The organism is Flavobacterium sp. FlaQc-30, assembly GCF_044005885.1.
Taxonomy (GTDB): Bacteria; Bacteroidota; Bacteroidia; order Flavobacteriales; family Flavobacteriaceae; genus Flavobacterium.
In genome coordinates this window covers 1,126,986-1,150,894 of record NZ_JBIPCO010000001.1, presented here as the reverse complement: position 1 = coordinate 1,150,894, position 23,909 = coordinate 1,126,986, and the positions used below count along the sequence as shown (strand labels likewise).

The following is a 23,909-nucleotide window of genomic DNA, read 5'->3' as shown; positions in this document are numbered from 1 at the left end:
CTACAAGGTTTTGAAAACCTTGCAGGAAATCTGAAATCTAAAATCGATCTATCGCTTCTTGTACTTTTTCTTCTTTCACACACAATGAGAATCTTATATAACCTTCACCGTTGCTTCCGAAGATTGTTCCCGGTGTAATGAAAATATGTTTCTCATATAATATTTCGTCAATGAACTTCTCTGCTGATTCGATTCCTTCCGGAAGTTTTGCCCAAACAAAAAGCCCAACTCCTTCTTTATACACTTTACAGTTTAACTTTTCAGCTAATTTCTCCGTTAATTCTCTTCGGCGTCTGTAAATCTTATTTTGATCTTCAAACCAAGATTTATCACAATTTAAAGCGGCAACTGCACCTTTTTGGATTCCGTAAAACATCCCGCTGTCCATGTTGCTTTTTACTTTTAGGACCGCATCGATAATTTCAGGATCTCCTAAAACCATACCGACTCTCCAGCCTGCCATGTTGAATGTTTTACTTAATGAATTCAATTCTAAAGCTACATCTTTCGCACCTTCAACCTGCAATAAACTCATCGGATTATCATTCAGAACAAAACTATACGGATTGTCATTGATCAATAATATATCGTGTTTTTTAGCAAAAGCAACCAATTTTTCAAATAACGCTAAACTTCCTCGTGCTCCTGTTGGCATGTGCGGATAACCAAGCCACATAATTTTTACTTTCGAAAGATTCAATTTTTCTAAAGCTTCAAAATCCGGTTCCCAAGCATTTTCTTCTTTCAAGTCATAATAAACCGGAACCGCTCCTACCAAATTAGTTACCGAAGTATACGTTGGATAACCTGGATTCGGAATTAAAACTTGATCGCCTTCATTTAAAAATGCTAACGAAATGTGCATAATTCCTTCTTTTGAACCCATAAGAGGTAAAATCTCATTATTAGGATTCACTTCAACACCAAACTGATCTTTATAAAAATCTGCCATCGCCTGCCTCATTTCCGGTAATCCCTGATAGCTTTGATAACCATGTCCGTTTTCGTCTTGAATTGCCGCGGCAACCGCTTCAATTACTGCTTTTGACGGACTCAAATCAGGGCTTCCAATTCCCATATTGATGATCGATTTTCCTTCAGACATCAACTGACGAACTTCTCTTAATTTTGATGAGAAGTAGTATTCTTCAACTGTGTCTAATCGTTTTGCTGTTGTAATCATTGTTTTTATTTGCTTTAGGCCATAAGCTTTAGGCTTTAGGCTCTTTTTAAACTTTCTATTTTTGACTTTAAGACTTTCCTACTTTATGACTCAGTCAAAGGTTTTGTGTTTTTATATTCTCCCAAAACTTTAAAATATTCTGCCATGATGTTTAATAATGCTTTGGCTTTTGCAAAATCTTCGTATTTCTCGAATGTTACATCTACGAAGAACGAATATTTCCAAGGCGTTTCAATTTTTGGAAGCGACTGGATTTTTGTCAAATTCAGTTTGCAATCGCTCATTACATTTAAAACCGCTGCTAAACTTCCTCTTTTGTGATCTAATTCAAATTTTACAGATGCTCTGTTGATTTCACTTTCTGGCAAAAATGAATTTTGCTTTTTGATGATTACGAAACGTGTCATATTATTTTTGATCGTTTGAATCGATGATGCAATAATATCCAGATCATACATTTCAGAAGCTGTTACACTTGCAATTGCTGCAATTCCAGTTAATTGCTTTTCCTGAATTCTTCTTGCTGTTTCGGCTGTATCTTTATCCTCAACCAATTTGATATTTGGATATTGTTTCAGGAAATCCATACACTGCAAAAGTGCCATTGGGTGTGAATGAACTTCTTTTATATCTTCAATTTTCTGACCTTTTAAAGCCATTAAATTTTGCTGAATGTTTAAATAATGCTCTCCAATAATGTGTAAATTATTCTTATCAATCAAAGCATAATTCGGAATAATTGGTCCCGCAATCGAATTTTCAATTGCCATAACTGCCTGATTCGATTTTCCTGAAAGCAAGCTGTCAATCAATTCTTCAAAAGACAAACACTCATCAATTTCCACATTTTCAGAGAAATACTCCTTTACAACCTGATGATGAAAAGAACCTTTGATACCTTGTATTGCAATTTTCGTTGTCATATATTCAAAAAAAAATCCTGATTTGCATCAGGATTGTATATTAGTTTTATTTGTCTTAAAATTTTCTCAAATAACCATAGCACAATCCTCACTTCTACTAAAGAAGAAATAAAAAGAGTTGCTAAAATAAAAACGGTTACTTGCCATTTTGTTTGTGTTTTTAAATAAATTCTCTGCGAATGTATAAATTATTTTTACTGCACCAAAAAAAAGATTGCATTTTATGAAACAAAAAGGGATTTCTTAACAAATTTATGATGTTTTGTATGATAATATAAAAATATCGGCTTAAAATGAGATATATACAATGGGGTTTTGGAAGATTCTAAGATGCTGAGATACTCAGTTTCTGAGTTTTTTTCGCCACGAATTCACAAATTAGCATAAATATTTGTGGTTGTAAAATCTAATTTCACAGATTACTTAGTGTTTTTGTCATTTCGACTGAAAGGAGAAATCACACTAGTTTGTCGACAAAGATTGGCGAATTTCTATACGGAGTTCCGAGTGTGATTTCTCCTTTCAGTCGAAATGACAAGATTGCGATTACGTAAACAATCCCGAAACTGGTTTATTCGAAATCCCGATTTTAGCATAATCAAAATTCAACTTCTCTTTTAATAAAGATGCGTAGACACTTCTAAAATCGATTTGATATTTTAAATCCCCATTATCCAAGTCGGCTAAATTTGGATTATTCCCTAAAAGCGTTCCTTTATTATTACCTCCAATTATAAACATTGGTGCTGCGGTTCCGTGATCTGTTCCGTTTCCGTTGTCTTTTACTCGTCTTCCAAATTCTGAGAAAACCACGATAGTAACATTTTGTAATAATTGTGCTTGTTTTAAATCTTGATAAAAACTATACAAAGCGTCATTCAAATCGGTTAATTTTTTCTCGTGAATGGCGAGTTGATTATCATGTGTGTCAAATCCGCCAAGCGAAGTGTAATATACTTTTGAATTCAGATTTCCTTTTATCAATCGCCCAATCCATTCCAGATTTTTGGATAATTCTGTTTTTGGATAACTGATTTCTGATTTAGATTTTGCCAATGCTTTCTGAATTTCATCTGAACCTTCGGTAACGGAATTGGCGATTTTTCGAACAAAATCCAATTGCGGATTATCTGACAAGGTTACATTTTCTTCTTTATCTGATTTTACTGTAAATCGGTTTGGATCTTTTACCGTTATCGAATTAGGCTCCATTCCTTTTAAAGCCAGATTATCGATCGAATCCAAATTTATTCCTGCCGTTGCTTGATGTCCATTACACTGTAAATCTAAATAACGTCCTAACCAGCCTTCATTAATATATTTATCTGAGTCTGCAGCGGTTTGCCAAATTTCCTGACTGCGAAAATGAGATCGAATAGGTTCTGGATAACCAACATTCTGAATTACGGTTAAATCTCCGTTTTGCTGCATTTGAGCAAAATCTTTTAAGGATGGATGAAACGCCATTCCTTTATTTTTACCAATAACAGCATCTTTACTCAAAGCTATTTTTGTTCTCAAATCATAATACAACGGATTATCGTAAGGAACAAAGGTATTCAATCCGTCGTTCCCGCCATTTAATTGCACAAACACAATACACTGCTCGCCGATTACCAAATTATTCTGCGAACCAAAAGCGTGTAAAAAATCAGGAAGCACCAGCATTCCGCCAGTAAAAGTTCCTGTAAGCGTTAGAAAATTTCTTCTGTTCATAGCTGCAGTTTTCTAAATTAATTGATATTCGGGCTGTTTTGTAATGTAATCGAAGAGTCTTATTACGGCGAAATTGGCGTACGTTTCTTTTGGGTCAAAATCATATTTCAGCAAACTCTCCATGTCCTTTTGCATGGCATCGCTTACCTTAAACAACAATCTGTTTGACAATTCAGCAATAATCGTTTTGTTATTTCCATCAGAATCAAAATCAATTTTTATGTTGAGCTTTTCAAATTCTAATTTTGGTTTTTCACCATCACCAGTCATTGTGTTTAATACTTTTCTGGTAATACTTCTTCCACTGCAAAGCAAATCTGATGTATTGTTACGTTGTAAATAAATTTGCGAAGTCAGCCAGGAATTTCCACCGTCCCATCCTTTTACATTTACCTGATTGTACAAATCCATTCCTTGCTGCTTAATAAAAAATAGAATCATAGCATCGTCCAGATCATCGATATGTAATTCATCCAAAAGCTGCAAAATATAAACCAGAGGATCTTTGATTTTTGTTCCTGAATTTTCCTTTTTGTATTCTTCAGTAAAAATTTTAGTTAATAAAGGTTGAATTTCAAACTTTACTTTTCTAAAATAATCGCCATAATAAGTCACCAAATCTTCTGACGGATTATCATAAATAAACCATTCTAGTATTTTTCGAGTAATGAGATAAGGGATGTTTTTCTGCTCAAAAATAATATCGACCAGATCATCTGCTTTCCAGTTTCCAGTTTTCCCAAAGTAAGTTTTATCAGTATCATCTTCAGCAAAACGCCTGTAAACTGCACCATCGTCTCCGTAATTTAATCCTGCTAAAGCTCTTGCTCCATTTTTAATGTCGCTTTCGGTATAATTTCCAATTCCGATCGTGAATAATTCAAGCAATTCACGACTTAGATTTTCATTGTATTTTCCTTTTTTATTATCGACATTATCAAGGTATTTCACCATTGCATTCGACTTTATGATTTGCTTGGTCAGCTCCTTGAAATTCCCGAACGCATGTTCACGCAAAATCATATTATGCTGGTAAATCCAGTAATTGACTTTTACTTTTTGAGAAGTGGAAACGAAATGATTGTGCCAAAAACAAACCATATTTTCCCGTAATGGAAATTCGTCGTTGCGCATTTTACCAATCCACCATTTTTTTAGTTCAACTGCAGAGTAGATTTCTTTTTTAAGAGCTTTCTTTTTTTCTTCTGAATCAGCGGTTTTTATGGATTCCCGAAGTTCTTTGAGTTCTAGTAGTGTTTTGGGATCATCGTTTAAAAAAGCGGGAAGCTGCGTGTCGAATTTTGAACTATAGGAATGTTTTAGAAATTTTTCTAATCCTAATTTTTCTATTGCATCGGATTCTTTTCCGGAAAAACCCAACCGTAACGACCAAAGATTGCTTTTTTTCATAACATAGAAATTTTACATTAAGACTCAGCTTTCTCCTAAAGGTTTAATTTCGAAGAAGGTTCTGAGGTTCTTAGATGTTAAGGTGCTAAGTTTTGAAAAAGTTTTTGGTAATAATTAAAACGGGGAATTATTGGGGATATTGTCATATTATGATAAAAACAATATAGCCCGTGGTTTCAACCACGGGAAACGGATTGAGGTAATGCATTGTGTTCCCGTGGTTGAAACCACGGGCTAAAATCACACAACGTATCTCTAAAAACAATAACAAAAAAAACAGCTATCATTACAATAACTGCTATCTCTTTTTAATTAATTTTACTTAAAAATCTTAATCTATTTAGATTTAGGCCTGAATTAATCCAATATCAATTATGTCAATTTATCAGGGTTCTTCTCAATACTTTTAGTTTCTGAATTAACACGTCTCTCTAATTTCTTTATATCTTCTTCTGCTGGTAAATTTTCAGGAACGATTTTTCTATCAAGCAGTAATTTTCTAACTCCTTTATTATTTTTAATATGTTCAGAGGAAATACTCCTTTCATTTGACAAACCTTTATCTTTTGTATTAAAAACAGTTATTTCAGTTGCAAAATCTTTTGCTTTTATAACAATTGTAGGTAAGAAATCTGCTAAAGGTCTCGTTTCTGGAACACCAAGTTTTTTTTTCATTTGAGTTGTGTTTTTTCCTCCAAATAGAGCTTGATCACCTTTACTTCTGATTATTCCAAAATTTTTATCATTTCCTGTTTTTTCAAAAATAAGCTCTGACAATTCCTTTTCAGATAATGTAAGTTTCTGTCTTGCATTTAACCTTTCCCAATCATCAATTCTTTTAGCAATTTCTTCAAACTTTCTTGTTTGTACAGCAAAATAATTTTGGGCAAAAGCAATTGGCTCTTTTTTAGGATCACCATTTTGAGCAATAAGATAACAAGCATATCTGGTCAACATCATATCATCAATCTCACGTTCGCTTCCAGAACCAATGACAACCATTTTGTTGACATCAACAAAATGGTCTAACACTAAGTGATCAGTGATTTCACAAGATGTTTTTGCTTTTAAAATAACTTTGTTAAAATTTCTCCATTCTGAATAGCCAAGTAAATGCTGAATATCTCTAGCAAACCAAAATTCTATACCACTTTCAGTTTTTTGCGAATGATCTTCGAAATCATTAGTAAGACTTTTAATTAATTCATTTTTCATTTAATCCCATATTTAAAGTAAAAAAGGAAGTCAAAATATACTTTAACTTCCTTTATTTTTTAGTAAATGTAAAACTTTTCCTTCAACTCTTGCTAATTATAATTTAGCAACTAAAAATTAAGACCCACACATTTCACAATCTTCAGGATCTCCAGCTTGTGCTTTTAGAAGCATTGCTTTATAATCCTCAACACTGATAGATTCAGTTTCTACAGCTGCCGCTACGGGAGTCTCTTCTTTTTTGTCGTTGTTTAGGGTAAACTTAATCGCATCAACTGCTGATTTTGTTCTTAAGTAATACATTCCTGTTTTTAAACCTGACTGCCAAGCGTAGAAGTGCATTGACGTAAGTTTAGAATAGTTCGCATCTTGCATAAACAAGTTCAACGATTGAGATTGGTCAATAAAATATCCTCTTTGACGTGACATATCGATAATATCTTTCATCGACATTTCCCAAACTGTTTTGTAAAGATCTTTTAAATCTTGCGGGATAACATCAATATTTTGAACTGATCCGTTATGACGCATAATTTCTTGTTTTAAGTCTTCGTTCCATAAACCTAGTTTTACTAAGTCTTCTAGTAAATGTTTGTTTACTACGATAAATTCTCCAGACAATACACGACGTGTGTAAATGTTTGATGTATATGGTTCGAAAGCTTCGTTGTTTCCTAGAATTTGAGAAGTTGAAGCTGTTGGCATTGGCGCAACCAATAATGAGTTACGAACTCCGTGTTCCACTACTTCTTTTCTTAATGAAGCCCAGTCCCAACGACCTGATAATTCTTCATCTTTCATTCCCCACATATTGTGTTGAAATTCTCCTTGTGACATTGGTGAACCTTCAAAAGTTGAATATGGACCTTCTTCTTTTGCCATTTCCATAGAAGCGGTTACAGCTGCGAAGTATAATGTTTCGAAAATTTCTTGATTTAGAACTTTTGCTTCATCACTTGTAAACGGTAAACGAAGCATAATAAAAGCATCTGCTAAACCTTGCACTCCTAATCCTACTGGACGGTGACGCATGTTTGAGTTTTCAGCCTCTTTTACAGGATAGTAATTTCTGTCAATTACTTTATTTAAGTTACGAGTTACACGTTTTGTAACATTATAAAGTGCTTCGTGATCGAATTTTCCGTTCTCGATAAACATTGGCAACGAAATAGAAGCCAAGTTACAAACTGCGATTTCATCTTTAGAAGTATACTCCATAATCTCTGTACACAAGTTTGAAGAACGAATTGTTCCTAAATTCTTGTGATTTGATTTACGGTTTGCTGCATCTTTGTACAACATATATGGCGTTCCAGTCTCAATTTGAGATTCTAGAATTTTCTCCCATAATTCACGAGCACGGATTGTTTTTCTTCCTTTGTTTTGAAATTCGTAATCTGTATAAAGTTTTTCGAATTCTTCTCCGTAAACATCGTATAATCCTGGACATTCGTTAGGACACATTAAAGTCCAAGTTGTATCTTCCTGAACGCGTTTCATAAACAAATCTGAAGTCCACATTGCGAAGAATAAGTCTCTTGCGCGCATTTCTTCTTTTCCAGTATTTTTCTTTAAATCTAGGAATTCGAAAATATCAGCATGCCAAGTTTCGATATAAATCGCAAAACTTCCTTTACGTTTTCCGCCTCCTTGATCTACGTAACGAGCCGTATCATTGAAAACTCTCAACATCGGAACAATTCCGTTTGAAGTTCCGTTTGTACCACGAATGTACGATCCTGTAGCACGAACGTTATGAATAGAAAGTCCAATTCCTCCTGCTGATTGCGAGATTTTTGCTGTTTGTTTTAATGTATCGTAAATTCCGTCAATACTATCATCTTGCATTGCCAAAAGGAAACAAGAAGACATTTGCGGTTTTGGAGTTCCTGCATTGAACAATGTTGGTGTTGCATGCGTAAAGAACTTTTTAGACATTAAATCGTAAGTTTCAATTACCGATTTTAAATCGTCTAAGTGAATACCAACAGAAACACGCATTAACATATGCTGTGGACGCTCTACGATTTTTCCGTTTATTTTAAGAAGATAAGAACGCTCTAAAGTTTTGAAACCAAAGTAATCGTAATTAAAATCTCTTGTGTAAATGATATGCGAATCAAGGAAAGCAGAGTTTTCCTGAATTACTTTAAATACTTCATCCGAAAGCAATGGCGCATCTTGACCATTTCTTGGATTTACGTAATTGTACATATCTTTCATCGTTTCTGAGAACGATTTTTTTGTATTTGAATGCAGGTTTGAAATTGCCACACGAGCTGCTAATTGTGCATAATCTGGGTGTGCAATAGTCATAGACGCAGCAGTTTCTGCTGCAAGATTATCCAATTCTGAAGTCGAAACTCCATCATACAATCCTTCGATAACTCTCATCGCTACCTTAACGGGATCTACAAGCTCATTTAAGCCGTAGCACAATTTTTTGATTCTTTCTGTAATCTTATCAAACATTACCGGCTCTCTGTGACCATCTCTTTTTACTACATACATAAGCTTACTATTTTAGTTATTGAAAAAATGAAAGACACTGGAAAATAAATTCCAGCACTTAAACATTGTGTGTTTTAAAATTATCTTTTTTGAGAATTGTAGGATTCTCAATAGTTATCTGTTTCCAGTCTGAAAAACAAACCGAAAAGGCATTAAAAAATGTCATTGAATCTTCGATTGGGGAAAGAGATTCAATCTAAAAAAATACTTGTAAAAGTTTTATTCTTTTCAGGGTTTAAATAACACTGAAATTATTTTTGTTGTCTAAAAATCTGCATCAAATGAAATTTTCTGAGCATCGCTGTCTGTGTTCATCACACCCGATTTTTGATACTCTGCAACACGTTTTTCAAAGAAATTGGTTTTTCCTTGAAGAGAGATCATGTCCATGAAGTCAAACGGATTCGCTGATCCATAAACACGCTCGCAGCCTAATTCTACTAATAATCTGTCAGCAACAAATTCTAGATATTGCGTCATTAAAGTCGCGTTCATTCCAATTAAACTTACCGGAAGAGATTCTGTTACAAATTCTCTTTCGATATTTAAAGCATCAACAATGATTTCTTTAATTCTATCTTTTGGAACTTTATTCACTAAGTGATGATTGTGCAGGTGAACTGCAAAATCACAATGTACGCCTTCGTCACGAGAAATCAATTCATTAGAGAAAGTTAAACCTGGCATTAAACCACGCTTTTTCAACCAGTAAATAGAACAGAAAGCTCCAGAGAAGAAAATACCTTCAACAGCTGCAAAAGCAATAAGTCTTTCAGCAAATGAATCAGATTCAATCCATTTTAAAGCCCATTCTGCTTTTTTACCAATTGCAGGAAAAACTTCCAAAGCATTAAATAATTCTGCTTTTTCTGCTTCGTCTTTCACGTAAGTGTCAATTAATAAAGAATACGTTTCACTATGAATATTTTCCATCATGATTTGAAAACCATAGAAAAACTTAGCCTCAGCATATTGAACTTCGTTTACAAAATTCTCAGCAAGATTCTCATTTACGATTCCGTCAGAAGCCGCAAAGAATGCCAAAATATGTTTGATGAAATATCTTTCATCATCACTTAATTTATTATTCCAATCTGTCAAGTCTTGGTGCAAATCAATTTCTTCTGCAGTCCAGAAACTAGCCTCCATTTTCTTATACCATTCCCAAATATCATGATGTTTGATAGGAAAAATAACGAAACGATTTTTATTTTCTTGTAGTATTGGTTCGACTTGTGACATGACAATTTTTTTAATAATTTTTACTGAATTTTTTCTAATTCAATACACTACAAAGATTGTTAATTGCTGCCAAAAATAAAAGCCAAACTTATTCACAATCGGGCGTAGTTTTTAACAACGATGAAAAATTGAAATGTTTTTCATACAACAATCAATTCTCTGTAAATGAATGATTTAAATGCTGGACATACATCTTGAAGCCCTGTAAAATATAGACTTTTTGAAATAAAAAGCAAGGAATTCTAAAATGTTTTTAAAGTTTTTTTTGAGGCTCGGCTTTCCTTTTTGTGAGTAAAAACGAATCACTTTTCAACAACGATAAGCCTTGCCGAATTTTTACGAATTTTTAAGTTCTTCGGCTACTTTTTCAAGCTCCAAATACCAGTCTTCTCCAAAGCGGCGAATCAAAGCTTCTTTGACAAATTTATACACTGGAACTTCTAGCTCTTTACCCAAAGAACAAGCATCATCACAAATATCCCACTTATCATAATTAACAGCAGCAAACTCTGTGAAGTCTTTTACACGAATTGGATACAAATGACAAGAAACTGGTTTTTTCCAATCTACGATTCCCTGATTATAAGCTTGCTCAATTCCACAAAGTGCCGTTTTACCGTCAAAAATAACATAAGCACAATCCTTATTATCAATCAAAGTCGTTTCTAGATCTCCGTCAGTTCCTTTTACCCAAGTTCCTTGCGCTTCGATGGCGTCAATTCCTTCTTTTCTTAAAAAAGGTTTTACTTTAGGATAAATCTCTTCTAAAATCTTAGTTTCAGCTTCACTTAAAGGCGCACCTGCATCGCCGTCGACGCAGCAAGCCCCTTTGCATGCTGATAAATTACAAACAAATTCTTTTTCGAGTATATCCTCTGATACGATGGTTTTTCCTAGTTGAAACATTTTGCAAAGGTAACTAAAGATTCAGGAAATAAAAATCACTCCCACACTTATGTTCTTAAACCAAACTAATTTAGAATGTTACTATTTTATCTACATAAATTTGTAGTCAGCCTTATTAAAAACGTAAGCATTTTTTTCTAAACTTACACATTTCATTGTAGTCACTTTTCCTTTATTCTTCAAATCCTTCATCGTCATGTCCATTAATAACGTTTTATCTTCTGGTTTAAAATAATTTATAAAAGCCTCGGGCATTTTCCAGCCTTTTTGATTTTTAAACATATCACCAAAACTCACTTTAGCTTCGCTTGTGTAATAACAAATAATATCATGTTCATCATTTGTCATTTGAATTCCTTTGCAATTGTATCCTAAAAAAGTCTTATTAGGCAATGTCTTAATGATAAATTTAGTCTTCTCACTTTCTTTTTTTGCCATTTCTGAATAATCCGGCATTTTTGAAGCCGAAGCCATTTTTTCTTTACCATTACCAAAACCAGTCACCGTTATATTATTCTTAGAATCCATAATCATCAACATACTCTGCCCTTTTCCTTGATCGATATTCATTGCAAAATAAGCTGCATTAGGTTCCAAAAAATAATCGGCATTCATTGCCTTTCCTTCACCGGTTTTAATTTCCATAACATATTTCCAGCTAAAATTATAGGAATTTGGCACAACTGACGGATCTACTTTATTTTTTCCATAATTCAAGATCGCATCATTCATATTTACATTTTGATCAGCAGCTTTACCACTGTCGCTTTGGCCTTTTTTACCAGCCTTATCTTCTGCAGTTTTTTTAATTTGCTGCCAAATTTGAGCTTGCGAACTATTGAATGAAAACAACAGAACCAAGAGTACTACAACCAACCGCATTCTTTCCATGATCAATAAACTTAAAATTACAAACAAATTTACTAATTGATTTTCAGTAAGTTATAATTTTTAGCTTTTAATTTTATCCGATTTTTTAAAAACAAGCTAAGAAAAGTTAAGTTCAAAAATTATCCGTCTCTTTTTCTCTAAATCAACAATTGAAACACAATATTGTTATAAATATCACATTTTACACGTATAATATGTGTTTTTATAACAAAAATACAACGTAACAAAAAATCACCTAACTTTATTACCTACTTTTGCAGCAAATTATTAATCGCTTAAAATCAGAACTATATGCTAGAAATCGACTTTAGAGAAATTATTACTGTTGGAATGGTACTTTTTGCGGTAATCGATATTGTAGGTTCTATCCCAATTATTGTCAATTTAAGAGCAAAAGTTGGTCACATCGAATCTGAAAAAGCTTCTATTGTTGCTGGCGCCATCATGATCGTTTTTCTATTTGTCGGCGAAGGTTTTTTGAGCCTGATTGGTATTGATGTACACTCGTTTGCTGTTGCAGGTTCGTTTGTATTATTTTTTCTTGCTTTAGAAATGATCTTAGGAATTAGAATTTACCGTGACGAAGAACCCGGATCAGCCTCAATTGTTCCGCTTGCTTTTCCATTGATAGCCGGAGCAGGTACAATGACTACTTTACTCTCGCTTCGATCTCAATTTCATACGGTTAATATTATCATTGCAATCATACTAAACATTGTCTTAGTTTATATTGTTTTGAAATCGTCTAAAAAAATCGAAAATTTATTAGGAGAAAACGGACTTGGCGTGGTTCGCAAGACATTTGGAGTCATACTTTTAGCAATTGCTGTTAAATTATTTGCTGCTAATGTTAAAGGTTTGTTTGTCTAAGATTTATTTTTATACTTTTACCTCATAAAATTTCTAAAACAGAACTTTAAGACTTTTTTTAACTTAAAGTTCCTTTTTACTATTTTAGACAAATAAATAAGCATATGAAAATCTTTACTTCAATCTTAGTGCTTCTAGCATTAGCTCTAATTGTTTTTAATATTACGTTATTAGACTTTAAAAATCCTTTTCAAGGTGATAGTATGGTAGCTTTTATTGGAATCGCAGCTTCTTTCTGCGCAGTATTGATTCTTTTGATTTTTAGAATTTCAAAAAGAATTGAAGAAAAAACAAACGGTCGATAATATATGTTTGACGTTTTAATTGTCGGTGGAGGAGTCTCAGGGATTTCTTGTGCCCTTGTTTTAGGTTCTGCCAAAAACAAAGCTTTTGTTACCGATAAAAAAATTGGAATCTTTACACATCAAAAAAATTCTTCTTTACAAGAAGCTATTTTTTACAATGCTTATGGTATTTCGCCTGGAAAATTAGGTTCTGAATTACTAACAGAAAGCACACAAGATTTAGCAGCTTCCTATCCGCATATTATTCAAATCGCAAATGAAAAAGTAATTAAAGTAGAAGGAACCTATCCTGAATTTACTGTAATTACCAATAAAAATTCATACCAAACAAAAAACATTGTTGTTGGAATTGGTTCTGCAAATACTTTTGATATCGAAGGTTTGATGCAGTATATTGAACCTCATATAAAAGCACTTCCCGAAAAACAACGTATTCAGCTTAAAAACGACGATCATAAAGTAGCCGACGGCATTTATGTAATTGGAACTTTGGCAGGCTGGAGAAGTCAATTAGCTATTGCTGCAGGAAGCGGCGCAGCAGTTGCAACAGATATTCTTACTTTATGGAATAATGGTATACAAACTCACGCACACGATAGTATTAGATAAAGTTATTTCACAAACCTAACTTTGTTATACTTGGGCAATGCAGGCAAAGGCAAAATTAAAGTATCAGCATGCATTGAAAAGTTTATAAATGCTCGTTTTTTTCTACTCAAAGAAACTGTGTCATTTATTCTTTCGAGCTTTTCTTCAGTACCCTTCACAAACAAAGAAACATACAATTTTTTAATCATCATATCTGTCTTAACTCTACCAGGATAATTTAAAAAATATGACTTTATTTTTTTATTACTATAGAGAACATTCAATCTTAATATTAACGCACTTTCAACACATCCACCATAGGAATACGAATCCGTAGGCATTTCAAATTTATTTTGAGCCAAACTAGAATCCTTAACAAATTCTTTGATAATTTTTTCATCTATTTTCGAATGAAAATAAACCTCTTTCTTATTTGGAGAAAACTGACACATATAACTTTCATTTTCTCCATTTAAACCTATAATTGAATATAAATTTGGCTGAATATAAAACTTTCCCTTATCTGTCAAAGTCGGATTTTTGAGCTCCCATCTGTACGACATAAACTCAATACTTTCGATTTCTTCCTTATTAGAAGAACATCCAAAACAAAAAAGAATTAAAAAAATCAAAAGTTTTTTCATTCTAAAAATAGAAGTATAAATTAATTCTAGTAAGAGTATTTTATTTGACAGAAATAATCTGTGTAACCTTAATGTGGTTTTCCTCTTCGCTTTTCCAGATTTCTCCTTTTACAGAAACCTCATCACCTTCTTTTATTTTTTTGTAATTTTCTGGTCCGCCAACATTTACAATACTGATTGTGGCAAAATAAACTTCGTTTTTAGCAGTACTGATTTTAGCTGTATAACCATCCTTTCCAAATTCAATAGACTGAACTTTTCCTGAAATTGTATTTTTATCTTTCATACTTGCACAAGAAATTGCAAAAGCCATTAGAAGTAAAAGAAAACTTATCTTTTTTAGATTTTTCATATTTTGTGATTTAACCGCAATCTCTAGAACTAAGAATTACGAAAAGCAAGCAAAGTCTTGTTTTAAAAATTTACGCTAATTGTGTGCAGCTTCCAGCGATTACTTTTAGATCTTCACCAAACTGTTTCCAAACTCGAATGTATCTCAAAACACCATCAATTGGATTGTTATCAAATTTTCCTTTTAATGAAACTGTAACAACAACGACAGCTGAATCGCCTATTATATTAATAATTTGATCGGAAGCCTCAATCATATCAATTTTCATTTTACCCGAACGATAAGAATCGAGATCAAACTGTTTTGTAATTGTATTACCATCAGGCAAATTGAACAACAAATCGTCATGAAGCATTCTTTCTAATACTAAAACATCAGCATTTTTAACAGCAGTCAGAAGTTCGATTTCGGCATTTACAACAGTTACTACTTCCATATTAAAAAGGTTTATGGTTACTTTTTCGGGTTTAAGATTGTTTTTATCATGGCGTCATCTTTCAAAATAACATCATAATAATACATTTCTCCATACAATTGTCGCGCAAATTCTGCAGTGATATATCTGTTTACCAAAGCTTTTGTTTTATCTAGCTTTAAATCTAAACCAGTCAACGAAATGTATTTTTTAAACTTCTTAAAGTAGTCGTCAGAATTTTTCATCTGTACCAGAAACTCATTAAAATGAGCGTCTTTAAAAGCATTTCGATTTTTATCTAATTCTTCAAAAACAAAATGCCCTACTATTCCTGTTTGAAGCAAATAAGCAACGTTTTCATTTCCGTGTTCTGCTTCCATCGGCACAAAAACATCCGGAACAATTCCGCCGCCGCCGTATACGATTTTACCTTTTGGCGTTTTAAATTTTAAAGAATCTGCTACTTTTATACTGTCTTTTGCATACAATTCGCCTGTTGTAACACGCGACTCTGATTCTTTAAAATACGCTTCATTTCCTTTTTTATACGGTTTTTGAATTGATCTTCCGGTTGGCGTATAATATCTTGCCACGGTAAGACGAACTGCCGATCCGTCGTTGAAATCCATTTCACGCTGTACCAAACCTTTTCCAAAAGAACGACGCCCAACGATAGTTCCGCGATCATTATCCTGAATTGCTCCTGCTAGAATTTCGCTTGCCGAAGCACTGTTTTCATTGATTAACACATATACTTTCCCAGCTTCAAAACTTCCTGCTTTCGTAGCATACGTTTTTTCTGTTGTTCCGTTTTTATTTTTGGTGAAAACAATCAATTGCTTGTCTTTTAAGAACTCATCGGCAATTGCAATCGCTTCTTCCATATAGCCGCCACCATTATCACGAAGATCGATTACGAGCGACTGAATTCCTTTTTCTTTCAATCGTGTTAAACCCGTTTTAAACTCATTAAAAGTAGTTTCGGCAAAACGATTTATTTTGATGTAACCAACATTATTCCCAATCAACAAAGAAGCATCGACACTTTTAATTGGAATAATATCTCTTTTGATTTTAAATTTCAGCTTCTTTTGCTCAGATTTTCTAAAAACAGTCAATTCAATTTCTGAACCTTTAGCTCCTTTTAGTTTAGAGAATAAACTGTCTGAAGGTAGTTTTCGTCCGTATAACTTAGTTTTTCCTGCAAATAGAATTCGGTCGCCAGATTTTAATCCTGCTTTTGCAGAAGGTCCGTTTTCGACAGGTTTTATAATGGCAACTGAATCTTTATACATATAAAAATTGATGCCGATTCCAACAAAATCCCCTTTCATACTTTCGGCTACTTCTGCCTGTTCGCTTGGCGGAATATAAACGGAATGCGGATCTAATTTTGAGAGTATATTGTCGACGGTAAGATTAACAATTGAATCGGTGTTGATGCTGTCAACATATTCATTATTGATAAAATCGATAAGTTTGTTGAGTTTAGTTTTGGAGTAATTTTTAGCCAAAAATTGGTCATCTGCAGAAGTGTGCATTAAACTTCCGAGTACTGTTCCTAGAGCAAAAGTGGCTCCAATAACAATGGGCAGATATTTGGGATTAAATTTCATTATTCTTCTAAAACAGGAATATGTTCTACTTCGACACCTGCTTTTATTAAAAATTGAATTCCAGAGTCATCACGATATCCGTTATGATAAACTACTCTTTTTATGCCTGATTGATGTATTAATTTACTGCATTCTTTACATGGCGAAAGCGTGATATACAAAGTTGCGCCTTCACATGATTGTGTTGATCGCGCTACTTTTAAGATCGCATTTGCTTCGGCATGTAAAACATCCCAGCGTGTTAAACCATCTTCGTCTTCACAGCAATTTTCAAATCCTGAAGGCGTTCCATTATAGCCGTCAGAAATAATCATTCTGTCTTTTACGATGATAGCACCCACTTGTTTACGCTTGCAATAAGAGAGTAAACTCCATTCTTTAGCGATTCTCAAATAGGCTTTATCGTATTTATTAAGCTTTTTTACTTCCATTTATTTTATCTGTTCCAAATTGGGCTTTCGATAATCATCGGAATTACTACTCCAATAATAAAAGCCGACATCACAAGTGCCCAGTCGCGTTTTGAAAAACGAAATACCGTCTGTACAATATATGAGATTACCAAAACTACAAAAACCACTACTAACTGCGCTGCTTCAATACCTAAAGCAAATTCTCCTAAAGGTAATAATTTTGAACTTGGCGAACCTCCTAAAATAGTTTTAAAATAATTCGAAAATCCAAGTCCGTGTATAATTCCAAAAAACAGCGTTACAAAAAATATTAAATTTATGCCGTCATTTTTAGTTGCTTTTCCTGCGGTAAAAAGATGATATAAGGCTGTGATCAAAATCGTTATCGGAATTAAAAACTCCACAAGGTTTACTTTTACTGCAATTATTCCAAAAACAGAAAGTATTAATGCTATAGTATGACCGATTGTAAATACGGAAACCAAAAGCAAAATGCGTTTCCAGTCTTTAAACGTATACGGAACTGTTAATGCAATTAAAAAAAGAACGTGATCGTAAGCGTTGATATCTAAAACATGCTTTAAACCTATTTGAAAGTAAATCCAAAATTCTGACATAAGAACTAATAATATTTTAATGATTAGGGGTTGTAAACATACGATTTATTTTGAAGATTCAGTAAATACAGTTCTTAAAACAATGAATAAAAATAAGTTAAATTTATGAGGAATTTAAAATTGTTAAATTAAAATAAGATTTATCTTTGCGAAATAAAACACTTTTTAATTATGCCATTTTCAGAATTATTTGATAACGAATTCAAACAAAGAAACAGAGGTCATTTCTCTGCAATTGTGCGTGTAGCATTTGCTGACGGTAAAGTAAGTCCTGAGGAGAAAGACTTTTTGGACAAATTAGCTTCAAGATTAGAAATCTCGGAAGAAGAATACAGTGAAATCTTAGTTGATCCTTGGAAACACCCAATAAACCCGCCGTATTTATATGCTCAACGTTTAGAGCGTTTGTTTGATTTGGCGAGAATGGTTCATGTTGATCATCATTTAGGAGACCAGCAAGAAGTTATGTTGACTCGTATGGGATTAGCTTTAGGATTTACTCCAGGAAACGTAAATTACATTATTTCAAAAGCATTATCTTTAGTAGACAAAAAAGTAGATTTAGATACTTTTGTTTTTGAAATGGAAAATATGAATAAATAATATTCAGGGCTTAGATTTTAATGTTCAGTTTATATACTGACTTAAAATTGAAACCTAAATAAAACTCAAAAATAAACCCGACTAGATTTTAAATCTTGTCGGGTTTATTTTGTTTGTACTATATTCAGATTTATGAATTATAAAATATCAATTATTGTTTAAACAATTCTATTTCATAAAACAGAATGGCGCATTAATCCTTAATTAATCTCAACCCCAATTTCCCTTGTCGTTCTTGACTTTCATTTGCAGTAATCTCATATGTATAATTCCCTTTTTCAAGAGTTGTTTCTCCAACATAATCAATAGGCTGCAATGTATATGTTTGACCATCAATTTGTAACTCAACAAATGCATAACTATATGCATACTCAAATACTTTGTAACTTGTTTTTTGTCCTGAATTTAAATCCTCGAAATTCACATTTCCAGTCGAAGTATTTACTGTAATATTTTTAAAATTAAATTTACTCGCATTCGACAATCTAATTTTTACTCCCGAGGAATCATTATCATTAGAACAGCTAAATAAAGTTACGGTCAAGATTAGCAAAATGGATAGTTTTTTCATAAGTCTTTTATTTAAAAGATGTTGAAAATGTAAAAAGGTTGCGTCGACAAAAAAAGTTTGCTATTGCGCTTCCTTCATAAACTCCTCTGCCTTCTCTACCATTTTATAGCTTCCGCAGAAAAATGGCACTCTTTGATGCAGTTCTGTTGGCTGGATTTCCATAATTCTTCCAAAACCGTCAGTTGCTTTTCCTCCGGCTTGTTCTGCAATAAACGCCATCGGGTTACATTCGTATAATAATCGCAATTTCCCTTTTGGTGCTTTTGAACTTGTTGGATAAATATAAATTCCGCCTTTAATCATATTTCGATGAAAATCTGAAACCAAACTTCCAATATATCTTGACGTATACGGTCTGTCTTCTTCTTCACGCTGACAATATTTGATGTAATTTTTTACACCTTGCGGAAAATGAACATAATTCCCTTCGTTTACAGAATAGATATTTCCGTTTTCTGGAAATCTCATATTTGGATGTGAAAGGTAAAATGTACCAATTGCTGGGTTTAATGTAAATCCGTTTACCCCATGTCCAGTTGTATACACTAACATAGTCGAAGTTCCATAAATTACATATCCTGCTGCAACTTGATTGATTCCCGGTTGTAAAAAATCCTCACTTGTAACCGGAGTTCCTATTGGAGTAACTCTTCTAAAAACAGAAAAGATAGTTCCTAAAGAAACATTTACATCAATGTTCGATGATCCGTCAAGAGGATCCATCAAGATAACGTACTTATTATTATGACTGTTGTCGCTCCCCTGAACAGTTATAAAATCGTCGTTTTCTTCTGAAGCAATACCACAGACAATCTCACGGTTTATTAACGTCTGGATAAATACTTCGTTTGCATAGACATCTAATTTTTGCTGGTCTTCGCCTTGGATATTTTGCTCGCCTGCTGCGCCAATAATATCTACTAAACCTGCTTTGTTTACTTTATAGTTTACGACTTTCGCCGCCAAACGTATAGAGTTGATAATTCGGGAAAGCTCCCCCGACGAATACTGAAATGCTTTTTGGTTCTCAATAATAAACTCTCCCAGTGTTTTATTGCGTTCTTCCATTGCTATATCGTTATAGTTTTTAATTTTAAGTCACAAATATCGCTTATTTTGTGAGAATGATTTAAAAATTATTTTGTTAGTTTACTACTATTGTATATTTGCTAATTAATAGCAGAAAGCAGCCTATAAAAAAATGCTTTTTTAGCTAATAAACGGTTAATAATAAGAATATATGAAATTGATCTTGACAAAGACACAATATTATATAGGAGCGATAAAAGAATAAAATTAGGATAGTTATGAATATTAGAAAAGGGAATCCTGAAGACATGAAATATGTTTTGGGATTAATACAGGAACTGGCAATATTCGAAAATGAACCTGATGCGGTTGTTATAACTGAAGAGGATTTAATACGTGACGGATTTGGAGAAAAACCGCTTTTTCATGTATTTGTAGCTGAGATTACAAATGAGTTAAAGGAAAGGGAAATTGTTGGAATTGCATTATATTATTACCGTTATTCGACTTGGAAAGGAAAAACAATCCACTTGGAAGATTTAGTTGTAAAAGAGAAAATGCGCGGTACTGGTCTTGGTTCTGCATTATATGCCGAAATAATGAGACAAGGCAAAAGAGACAATGTGAGAAGGGTTGAATGGAATGTTCTGGATTGGAATACTCCTGCTGTAAAATTTTACGAGAACTCGGGTGCAAAAATTCTCGACGGCTGGCAGGTTGTTCAAATGGATGAGTTAGGAATTAATACGTTCTTAGATAAATTATAAAAATATTAGTTTGCCACGAATTTCACGAATTAGCACGAATTAAATTAGTGGAAATTTGTGTAATTCGTGGCAAACTGACACAGATTGTAAAATCATTTTAATCTTATAATCTGTGGCAGAAGAATATAAAAAAATACCAGATTTCGTAATCTGAAATCTAAAATTAAAAAATCTAAAATTAAAAATGAGAGTATTTAAATTTGGTGGTGCATCTGTAAAAGATGCTGAAGGAATAAAAAACGTATACGACGTTTTACAAAAAGTAGGTTATGAAGATGTGATTTTAGTTGTTTCGGCAATGGGAAAAACCACAAATGCTCTTGAGGTTGTTATCAAGAACTATTTTGATAAATCGGCAGAGCTGAATTCATCTGTACAGGAAATAAAAAAATACCACAACCAAATCTTATTGGATTTGTTTGAAGATGAAAAACATGAGGTTTTTACGGCTGTGAATGCGCAATTCTCAGAATTAGAATATTTCTTAGCGCATAATAAATCTCCAAATTATAATTTTGTTTACGATCAAATTGTAAGTTTTGGAGAATTAATCTCGACTACTATTTTAAGTCATTTTATGAATTTCATGGGCATTCAAACGCAATGGCTTGATGTTCGTAATTTCATTAAAACAAACGCAAACTACAGAGATGCCGAAGTAGATTGGGAAACAACGCAGCAGCTTATTAGTAAAAATGTACCTAGAAAAATCTTAAACATTACTCAAGGGTTTTTAGGTGCTGATGAAAATAATTTCACTACGACTCTAGGTCGTGAGGGTTCTGATTATACTGCAGGAATTTTTGCTTATTGCTTAAACGCCGAAAGTGTAACGATCTGGAAAGATGTACCGGGAGTTATGAATGCTGACCCGCGTTATTTTGAAAATGCAAGTTTGTTAAATCAAATCTCGTATCGCGAGGCAATCGAATTGGCGTTTTACGGTGCAACGGTTATTCACCCAAAAACATTACAGCCGTTACAGAAAAAAGAAATTCCGTTATACGTAAAATCATTTATCAACCCATTATTAAAAGGAACTTGTGTTTCTAAAGGTGTTGATCTTGAGCCGCAATATCCTTGTTTTATCGTAAAAAGAGAACAGCTTTTAATTTCTCTTTCTTCGATTGATTTCTCTTTCATTATGGAAGAAAACATCAGTGAGATTTTTGGGTTATTCCATGAATTTAAAATCAAAGTAAACTTGATTCAGAATTCTGCGATTAGTTTCTCTGTTTGTGTAGAAGATAAATTTGGAAATTTCAGTGATTTGAACGCTATACTTTCGAAAAAATTCAAAGTAGATTACAGCGAAAATGTGACTCTATATACGATCCGTCACTTTACAGAAGATGCTGCACAGACTGTTGAAACAAACAAAGAAGTTTTACTAAAACAAGTCAGCCGCGAAACCATGCAGATTGTAACTAAGGAACTTAATTAATACTTTGTAAAAGGTAATTATTTCAATTCAAATATATTTTAGAAAGGCTTCACTTAATTGTGAAGCCTTTTTAGTTTTTACCTTTATTTAAATGTTTAATTATCATTTTCAAATCTTCTATTTGTAATTCATATTGTCTTATTATTTTTCTATACACATTTAACACTCCAATTTCAGTTTGCTGTTCTGTATTTACCAAACTTTCATAGACAGAATCTCCAATTCCTTTTTTAACCAACTCTTCCGGTGTTATCTCAAAAATTTCGCAGATTTTCTTAAAATGAATAGCCCAAGAAGTACTTTCTCCACGCTCCATCCTCGCATAGGCTGATTGCGAAATGTTTAAAAAATCAGCAACTTGTTCCTGTGACATATTTTTAGCTTTACGCAGGTTTTTAAGCTTATTTCCTATAATTACATTCATATTTAACGAATTTACAAATATAAAAATAAGAAATATTTTATATTTATCCATATTTAGGTTTTAAATAACCGATTATCGACTAAGACTATCTTAAAACAGTCTGTACTTTTGTGTGTATATCAATCTAAATATTAACCAATAAATCTTTATCATTATGAAAAAATTAGAATTACAAAAAATGGAAAAGTTATTAGCAGGAGGCCCTTACACCAACACTTATGATCAAGAAGCACCAGACCCATATGACGAGGGCGGCGGCGGTTGTACTAAAATTATGAATAGAGGGGATTTTAGTCGTTCAGACGCTTGTATTGTATGTTCAGGAATTGGAGGAATAGCTGTAGGAGCAATGTTTGGAGGCGGTGCTGGAGCACTCCAAGGATGGATAGGAGGAGTTGTACAAGGTCTTTTTACCTGCTAAAGCTTTTTTTAACCCGTTGAATAAAGTTCTCAATATTAAATTATTTTGAATATTCAACGGGTAAAATTATTTGTACATCAATATTTCTAACAAAATACATCATCAAAAATTATAAATGATTTACGAAATTTTATTAATAAAACTAAAATTATACACACGCTTTGAGTATGATTACAAATTTAAGTATATGATTAAGATTAATTATATGCTTATCCTTCTTCCTTCTTATCTATTTCTTCTGCATAATATCTACATATTTAATAATCTATTTTACGCACTTTCTGTATATTTTTTAACGATAATAGGTTTAGATTTTCATACTATTTCAAACAAATCAAATCTAAATACAATTATTTTATTCAGTAATTTACTTGACCTTTACAAAAGCATTAAACTAAACTTTTTTTCAGAACTAATTCTAAAATTTTTTTTACTCATACCTTTTCTATTCTTAACAAAAAACACACTGCCATTAATATTAATAGGATTCCTTTTTATTTCTTTTAGTTTTTTCTTAAAAGAAATAGTATCTAATAATGTCGTAAGTAAAAAAATATATCTCATTTTAATTTTTATTTATATGTTTCCCCTTATGCTTTTAGGCGGTCCCTTCTTAGATTTTACAAAAAAACAATTACAGTTTGTTGAGTTTACCAAAGTGTATTTTTATAAAATTTACTTAACATCAGCTACTATAACTTTCTTGCTCGCTATAATTTCTTTTTATGTATACCTCCATAATTACTATAAGACCTCAAAACAATGAAGCTATCTTACATATTTTTTTTAAAATCATATCGGGAAATGGGGTTAATAGATATATTTTTCATGTC

25 protein-coding genes are annotated in these 23,909 nt (G+C 32.8%); 7 read left to right on the top strand and 18 right to left on the bottom strand.

Annotated features, from left to right (window positions below; genetic code table 11):
- Positions 1-37: 37 nt before the first annotated feature.
- The 9 genes from ACHRV0_RS05105 to ACHRV0_RS05065 form a co-directional block, all read right to left on the bottom strand.
- Positions 38-1,183, bottom strand: coding sequence for a pyridoxal phosphate-dependent aminotransferase (locus tag ACHRV0_RS05105; protein ID WP_395440104.1), 1,146 nt, complete (start codon positions 1,181-1,183; stop codon positions 38-40).
- Between the two features lie 83 nt (positions 1,184-1,266).
- Positions 1,267-2,106: a prephenate dehydratase gene (locus ACHRV0_RS05100; RefSeq protein WP_129024500.1), complete on the bottom strand. Its 840-nt coding sequence runs from the start codon at positions 2,104-2,106 to the stop codon at positions 1,267-1,269.
- A 546-nt stretch (positions 2,107-2,652) separates the two neighbouring features.
- Positions 2,653-3,822 carry a DUF1501 domain-containing protein gene (locus ACHRV0_RS05095; protein ID WP_395440103.1) on the bottom strand — a complete coding sequence of 390 codons (1,170 nt, stop codon included), beginning with the start codon at positions 3,820-3,822 and terminating at the stop codon, positions 2,653-2,655.
- 12 nt (positions 3,823-3,834) lie between these two features.
- The gene (locus ACHRV0_RS05090) at positions 3,835-5,232 is read right to left on the bottom strand and encodes a DUF1800 domain-containing protein (RefSeq protein WP_395440102.1); all 1,398 of its coding nucleotides are present in this window, start codon (positions 5,230-5,232) and stop codon (positions 3,835-3,837) included.
- A 372-nt stretch (positions 5,233-5,604) separates the two neighbouring features.
- The gene (gene dinD, locus ACHRV0_RS05085) at positions 5,605-6,447 is read right to left on the bottom strand and encodes a DNA damage-inducible protein D (protein WP_129024503.1); all 843 of its coding nucleotides are present in this window, start codon (positions 6,445-6,447) and stop codon (positions 5,605-5,607) included.
- Positions 6,448-6,564: 117 nt separating this feature from the next.
- Positions 6,565-8,958 (bottom strand): ribonucleoside-diphosphate reductase subunit alpha, encoded by a 2,394-nt coding sequence (locus tag ACHRV0_RS05080; protein WP_395440101.1) that lies wholly within the window; start codon positions 8,956-8,958, stop codon positions 6,565-6,567.
- A gap of 264 nt (positions 8,959-9,222) precedes the next feature.
- Entirely contained in the window at positions 9,223-10,200 is a 978-nt protein-coding gene (locus ACHRV0_RS05075) for a ribonucleotide-diphosphate reductase subunit beta (protein ID WP_089054274.1), read from the bottom strand.
- Positions 10,201-10,536: 336 nt separating this feature from the next.
- The gene (locus ACHRV0_RS05070) at positions 10,537-11,106 is read right to left on the bottom strand and encodes a DUF3109 family protein (RefSeq protein WP_089054275.1); all 570 of its coding nucleotides are present in this window, start codon (positions 11,104-11,106) and stop codon (positions 10,537-10,539) included.
- Positions 11,107-11,196: 90 nt separating this feature from the next.
- Positions 11,197-11,997 carry a hypothetical protein gene (locus ACHRV0_RS05065; protein WP_395440100.1) on the bottom strand — a complete coding sequence of 267 codons (801 nt, stop codon included), beginning with the start codon at positions 11,995-11,997 and terminating at the stop codon, positions 11,197-11,199.
- Positions 11,998-12,288: 291 nt separating this feature from the next.
- Between ACHRV0_RS05065 and ACHRV0_RS05060 the strand changes: the two genes are divergently transcribed.
- The 3 genes from ACHRV0_RS05060 (at position 12,289) to ACHRV0_RS05050 (ending at position 13,781) form a co-directional block, all read left to right on the top strand.
- Complete coding sequence (locus ACHRV0_RS05060) at positions 12,289-12,867, top strand: MarC family protein (protein WP_129024506.1); 579 nt, start codon at positions 12,289-12,291, stop codon at positions 12,865-12,867.
- A gap of 104 nt (positions 12,868-12,971) precedes the next feature.
- On the top strand, positions 12,972-13,172 hold the full coding sequence (locus ACHRV0_RS05055) for a hypothetical protein (RefSeq protein ID WP_026728410.1): 201 nt from the start codon (positions 12,972-12,974) through the stop codon (positions 13,170-13,172).
- A 3-nt stretch (positions 13,173-13,175) separates the two neighbouring features.
- Positions 13,176-13,781 carry an FAD-dependent oxidoreductase gene (locus ACHRV0_RS05050; RefSeq protein WP_395440099.1) on the top strand — a complete coding sequence of 202 codons (606 nt, stop codon included), beginning with the start codon at positions 13,176-13,178 and terminating at the stop codon, positions 13,779-13,781.
- Between the two features lie 2 nt (positions 13,782-13,783).
- On the opposite strand, the gene ACHRV0_RS05045 is transcribed toward ACHRV0_RS05050, so the two are convergent.
- From ACHRV0_RS05045 to ACHRV0_RS05020, 6 genes are all read right to left on the bottom strand, one after another.
- Positions 13,784-14,404: a hypothetical protein gene (locus tag ACHRV0_RS05045; RefSeq protein ID WP_395440098.1), complete on the bottom strand. Its 621-nt coding sequence runs from the start codon at positions 14,402-14,404 to the stop codon at positions 13,784-13,786.
- A 40-nt stretch (positions 14,405-14,444) separates the two neighbouring features.
- Complete coding sequence (locus ACHRV0_RS05040) at positions 14,445-14,756, bottom strand: hypothetical protein (RefSeq protein WP_395440097.1); 312 nt, start codon at positions 14,754-14,756, stop codon at positions 14,445-14,447.
- A gap of 70 nt (positions 14,757-14,826) precedes the next feature.
- Positions 14,827-15,192: a nuclear transport factor 2 family protein gene (locus ACHRV0_RS05035; protein WP_089058458.1), complete on the bottom strand. Its 366-nt coding sequence runs from the start codon at positions 15,190-15,192 to the stop codon at positions 14,827-14,829.
- Between the two features lie 17 nt (positions 15,193-15,209).
- Positions 15,210-16,787: a S41 family peptidase gene (locus ACHRV0_RS05030; protein WP_129024510.1), complete on the bottom strand. Its 1,578-nt coding sequence runs from the start codon at positions 16,785-16,787 to the stop codon at positions 15,210-15,212.
- Positions 16,787-17,218 (bottom strand): dCMP deaminase family protein, encoded by a 432-nt coding sequence (locus ACHRV0_RS05025; protein ID WP_089054282.1) that lies wholly within the window; start codon positions 17,216-17,218, stop codon positions 16,787-16,789. The genes ACHRV0_RS05030 and ACHRV0_RS05025 overlap by 1 nt, the downstream gene beginning before the upstream one ends.
- A 5-nt stretch (positions 17,219-17,223) precedes the next feature.
- Positions 17,224-17,817, bottom strand: a complete 594-nt coding sequence (locus tag ACHRV0_RS05020; protein WP_129024511.1) for a HupE/UreJ family protein — start codon at positions 17,815-17,817, stop codon at positions 17,224-17,226.
- A 171-nt stretch (positions 17,818-17,988) separates the two neighbouring features.
- Here ACHRV0_RS05020 and ACHRV0_RS05015 point away from each other — a divergent pair, with 171 nt between their 5' ends.
- Positions 17,989-18,420 carry a TerB family tellurite resistance protein gene (locus ACHRV0_RS05015; protein ID WP_089054284.1) on the top strand — a complete coding sequence of 144 codons (432 nt, stop codon included), beginning with the start codon at positions 17,989-17,991 and terminating at the stop codon, positions 18,418-18,420.
- A 193-nt stretch (positions 18,421-18,613) separates the two neighbouring features.
- Here ACHRV0_RS05015 and ACHRV0_RS05010 read toward each other — a convergent pair whose 3' ends face one another.
- Positions 18,614-18,991 (bottom strand): hypothetical protein, encoded by a 378-nt coding sequence (locus tag ACHRV0_RS05010; protein WP_129024512.1) that lies wholly within the window; start codon positions 18,989-18,991, stop codon positions 18,614-18,616.
- A 60-nt stretch (positions 18,992-19,051) separates the two neighbouring features.
- The gene (gene fbp, locus ACHRV0_RS05005) at positions 19,052-20,059 is read right to left on the bottom strand and encodes a class 1 fructose-bisphosphatase (protein WP_129024513.1); all 1,008 of its coding nucleotides are present in this window, start codon (positions 20,057-20,059) and stop codon (positions 19,052-19,054) included.
- A 239-nt stretch (positions 20,060-20,298) separates the two neighbouring features.
- On the opposite strand from fbp, the gene ACHRV0_RS05000 reads away from it, so the two are divergent.
- Both ACHRV0_RS05000 and ACHRV0_RS04995 read left to right on the top strand, forming a co-directional pair.
- A complete protein-coding gene (locus ACHRV0_RS05000) occupies positions 20,299-20,787 on the top strand; it encodes a GNAT family N-acetyltransferase (protein WP_395440096.1) in 489 nt (162 codons plus the stop codon).
- A 184-nt stretch (positions 20,788-20,971) separates the two neighbouring features.
- A complete protein-coding gene (locus tag ACHRV0_RS04995) occupies positions 20,972-22,231 on the top strand; it encodes an aspartate kinase (protein ID WP_129024515.1) in 1,260 nt (419 codons plus the stop codon).
- Between the two features lie 70 nt (positions 22,232-22,301).
- Here the strand turns inward: ACHRV0_RS04995 and ACHRV0_RS04990 are convergent, their stop codons facing one another.
- Complete coding sequence (locus ACHRV0_RS04990) at positions 22,302-22,706, bottom strand: helix-turn-helix domain-containing protein (RefSeq protein WP_395440095.1); 405 nt, start codon at positions 22,704-22,706, stop codon at positions 22,302-22,304.
- A 103-nt stretch (positions 22,707-22,809) separates the two neighbouring features.
- On the opposite strand from ACHRV0_RS04990, the gene ACHRV0_RS04985 reads away from it, so the two are divergent.
- Positions 22,810-23,076, top strand: coding sequence for a hypothetical protein (locus ACHRV0_RS04985; RefSeq protein WP_164975034.1), 267 nt, complete (start codon positions 22,810-22,812; stop codon positions 23,074-23,076).
- Positions 23,077-23,909 lie beyond the last annotated feature (833 nt).

Coding starts and splice junctions, on each gene's coding strand:
- ACHRV0_RS05105 (WP_395440104.1), bottom strand. CDS start 1,183: ATGATTACAACAGCAAAACGATTAGACACAGTTGAAGAATACTACTTC.
- ACHRV0_RS05100 (WP_129024500.1), bottom strand. CDS start 2,106: ATGACAACGAAAATTGCAATACAAGGTATCAAAGGTTCTTTTCATCAT.
- ACHRV0_RS05095 (WP_395440103.1), bottom strand. CDS start 3,822: ATGAACAGAAGAAATTTTCTAACGCTTACAGGAACTTTTACTGGCGGA.
- ACHRV0_RS05090 (WP_395440102.1), bottom strand. CDS start 5,232: ATGAAAAAAAGCAATCTTTGGTCGTTACGGTTGGGTTTTTCCGGAAAA.
- dinD (WP_129024503.1), bottom strand. CDS start 6,447: ATGAAAAATGAATTAATTAAAAGTCTTACTAATGATTTCGAAGATCAT.
- ACHRV0_RS05080 (WP_395440101.1), bottom strand. CDS start 8,958: ATGTATGTAGTAAAAAGAGATGGTCACAGAGAGCCGGTAATGTTTGAT.
- ACHRV0_RS05075 (WP_089054274.1), bottom strand. CDS start 10,200: ATGTCACAAGTCGAACCAATACTACAAGAAAATAAAAATCGTTTCGTT.
- ACHRV0_RS05070 (WP_089054275.1), bottom strand. CDS start 11,106: ATGTTTCAACTAGGAAAAACCATCGTATCAGAGGATATACTCGAAAAA.
- ACHRV0_RS05065 (WP_395440100.1), bottom strand. CDS start 11,997: ATGGAAAGAATGCGGTTGGTTGTAGTACTCTTGGTTCTGTTGTTTTCA.
- ACHRV0_RS05060 (WP_129024506.1), top strand. CDS start 12,289: ATGCTAGAAATCGACTTTAGAGAAATTATTACTGTTGGAATGGTACTT.
- ACHRV0_RS05055 (WP_026728410.1), top strand. CDS start 12,972: ATGAAAATCTTTACTTCAATCTTAGTGCTTCTAGCATTAGCTCTAATT.
- ACHRV0_RS05050 (WP_395440099.1), top strand. CDS start 13,176: ATGTTTGACGTTTTAATTGTCGGTGGAGGAGTCTCAGGGATTTCTTGT.
- ACHRV0_RS05045 (WP_395440098.1), bottom strand. CDS start 14,404: ATGAAAAAACTTTTGATTTTTTTAATTCTTTTTTGTTTTGGATGTTCT.
- ACHRV0_RS05040 (WP_395440097.1), bottom strand. CDS start 14,756: ATGAAAAATCTAAAAAAGATAAGTTTTCTTTTACTTCTAATGGCTTTT.
- ACHRV0_RS05035 (WP_089058458.1), bottom strand. CDS start 15,192: ATGGAAGTAGTAACTGTTGTAAATGCCGAAATCGAACTTCTGACTGCT.
- ACHRV0_RS05030 (WP_129024510.1), bottom strand. CDS start 16,787: ATGAAATTTAATCCCAAATATCTGCCCATTGTTATTGGAGCCACTTTT.
- ACHRV0_RS05025 (WP_089054282.1), bottom strand. CDS start 17,218: ATGGAAGTAAAAAAGCTTAATAAATACGATAAAGCCTATTTGAGAATC.
- ACHRV0_RS05020 (WP_129024511.1), bottom strand. CDS start 17,817: ATGTCAGAATTTTGGATTTACTTTCAAATAGGTTTAAAGCATGTTTTA.
- ACHRV0_RS05015 (WP_089054284.1), top strand. CDS start 17,989: ATGCCATTTTCAGAATTATTTGATAACGAATTCAAACAAAGAAACAGA.
- ACHRV0_RS05010 (WP_129024512.1), bottom strand. CDS start 18,991: ATGAAAAAACTATCCATTTTGCTAATCTTGACCGTAACTTTATTTAGC.
- fbp (WP_129024513.1), bottom strand. CDS start 20,059: ATGGAAGAACGCAATAAAACACTGGGAGAGTTTATTATTGAGAACCAA.
- ACHRV0_RS05000 (WP_395440096.1), top strand. CDS start 20,299: ATGAATATTAGAAAAGGGAATCCTGAAGACATGAAATATGTTTTGGGA.
- ACHRV0_RS04995 (WP_129024515.1), top strand. CDS start 20,972: ATGAGAGTATTTAAATTTGGTGGTGCATCTGTAAAAGATGCTGAAGGA.
- ACHRV0_RS04990 (WP_395440095.1), bottom strand. CDS start 22,706: ATGGATAAATATAAAATATTTCTTATTTTTATATTTGTAAATTCGTTA.
- ACHRV0_RS04985 (WP_164975034.1), top strand. CDS start 22,810: ATGAAAAAATTAGAATTACAAAAAATGGAAAAGTTATTAGCAGGAGGC.